This window comes from Photobacterium sp. NCIMB 13483 (genome assembly GCF_003025475.1).
GTDB classification, from domain to species: Bacteria; Pseudomonadota; Gammaproteobacteria; order Enterobacterales; family Vibrionaceae; genus Photobacterium; species Photobacterium piscicola.
In genome coordinates this window covers 1-1,860 of the sequence record NZ_PYLV01000052.1, presented here as the reverse complement: position 1 = coordinate 1,860, position 1,860 = coordinate 1, and the positions used below count along the sequence as shown (strand labels likewise).

The following is a 1,860-nucleotide window of genomic DNA, read 5'->3' as shown; positions in this document are numbered from 1 at the left end:
TATATTGCAGCATTACAACACTAAGCGGGGCCATAGTTATAACAACTATTTACCGCCAGTGGTGATGGAAACAGCCGCTTAATTTAAACACCTATAAAGGTGTACAGTTTTACTTGACCACTTCAATTGAAGTAACCAAGATCTTGCATTTCTTTAAAGTAATTTTGAGTGAGTAAGTAATCTAATGTCATTTTTTCGATGCTTACAAATGAAATTCGATCTCCTACTGTCTCATTACACCAGTTTGGAAAAGAAACGCCAATAGAACGAGTATCATAACGGTAGCTAAAACCATGTAATATATTGATACACTTAGCTGCTAGAAATTCATTATTGCAATTAGTAGGAACAAATCGAATCGTTTTATAGTACCAATCCATAGTCTATTCTCCTTTACGTTGGTACAACCCGCCTTTGATAAGGTTAGCCATTAAAAAGTGCAGTTCATTTATTATTTTTTGCGGTATTTTTTCTTTATTTTTTAATAAAGCTATATATTTTTCAGACTGCTCCAATAAAGAAAAGAGATCTTGATGAGTCGAGGGGTGGCGATAGCAAGTTACATCTTGTTGGTGTACACCGAATCTCCCTATACGAATAGGTTCTTCAGCATTAGGGTACCAATCATCAATCATAAAAATGCCTGCTCCTGCTTTATAGCAGCCTATGATAGGGCTTTTTTGTCCGTTGATTGATGTATGTTGAAATATACGGCTAGATTGATGTTTTTTTTCTTTCTTATCTTTTTCAATAAATGCTTGGCTTGGGTAAAGCGCAGCATTCGTTGGTAGAGTTAATTGTGCTTTTATCTCGAAAATAGTGAGACCATTTTGGGAGGAGAAAGCATTGATGATGAGGTGTTTTAATTCTTGCCATTTGGGATCAGATAGACAGTCATTATAAGTACTGTAATTTGTTCTAATATCTTCGAAAATGACGGGATTATTTTTCCAAGGCCAAGGTTTAATTTCAATATTTAATTGGTACGCTTTTTTCGTGTTTTTCCACAACCATTTTCCTTGACAAATATTGATTAGAAACCGACCTGCGAGTTCATCCCAACCGATTTTTGACTCATATAATTTAACCAGCTCAATCAAAGTGTTTTTAACCTCAGGCTCGCTACATTTGTAAGGTTTGCGAAGCTCTGAAGAGAATGAAACTGAAAAAACGCATTCAATATGCTCTGCGCCAAAGGGAACGCTACAGAAATCCATATGATGAGGGTTTCCTTGTGCAAGAGCTTCAGGTGTGGCCGTTTTTTTAGGGTTTCCTTTAGGATCGTAAGCGAGTGATGCGGCTTCCATTTGACCAAGTGCTGTTCGGCTAATAAAAGATAAAGGGGTTTTGTTTCCATCTGGCCAAATGGTAAAAAAACAAACATCGCTGGGATGGATTGAACGTTCATAAGCAAGACTAATAGGGATCTTCATGATTCATATTCCTTGTCTCTATTGTAGTGTAGTGTGGCTTGTTAATTTGGTTCCAAAACAAATCATGTAAATTTGTATCTTCTTTAATAGTTATTGGTTTGATGAGTCCAATGATAGGCTCAGCAAACACATGGTTGTAGTCTCTGAGGGCAAAAGGGCGTTCTGTCGGCTTTTCTAAGTAATGATACCCAACACAAGTTGGGGTTATATTTTGCGATGCTTTTATCTGTTGAATAATGTTTTCAAAGGAATCAATTTTCGTCTTGTATAAGGATAGCCATTGTCCTTGAAAAGTGGGTATGAAGTGGTCAAGTAAAACTGTACACCTTTATAGGTGTTTAAATTAAGCGGCTGTTTCCATCACCACTGGCGGTAAATAGTTGTTATAACTATGGCCCCGCTTAGTGTTGTAATGCTGCAATATATA

2 protein-coding genes are annotated in these 1,860 nt (G+C 36.7%); both read right to left on the bottom strand.

The window, feature by feature from the left end; genetic code table 11:
• Positions 1 to 122 precede the first annotated feature (122 nt).
• Positions 123 to 380, bottom strand: a complete 258-nt coding sequence (gene cas6f / locus C9I86_RS19715; protein WP_107277262.1) for a type I-F CRISPR-associated endoribonuclease Cas6/Csy4 — start codon at positions 378 to 380, stop codon at positions 123 to 125.
• 3 nt (positions 381 to 383) lie between these two features.
• Positions 384 to 1,433, bottom strand: coding sequence for a type I-F CRISPR-associated protein Csy3 (gene csy3 / locus C9I86_RS19710; RefSeq protein ID WP_107277261.1), 1,050 nt, complete (start codon positions 1,431 to 1,433; stop codon positions 384 to 386).
• Positions 1,434 to 1,860 lie beyond the last annotated feature (427 nt).

Coding starts and splice junctions, on each gene's coding strand:
- csy3 (WP_107277261.1), bottom strand. CDS start 1,433: ATGAAGATCCCTATTAGTCTTGCTTATGAACGTTCAATCCATCCCAGC.
- cas6f (WP_107277262.1), bottom strand. CDS start 380: ATGGATTGGTACTATAAAACGATTCGATTTGTTCCTACTAATTGCAAT.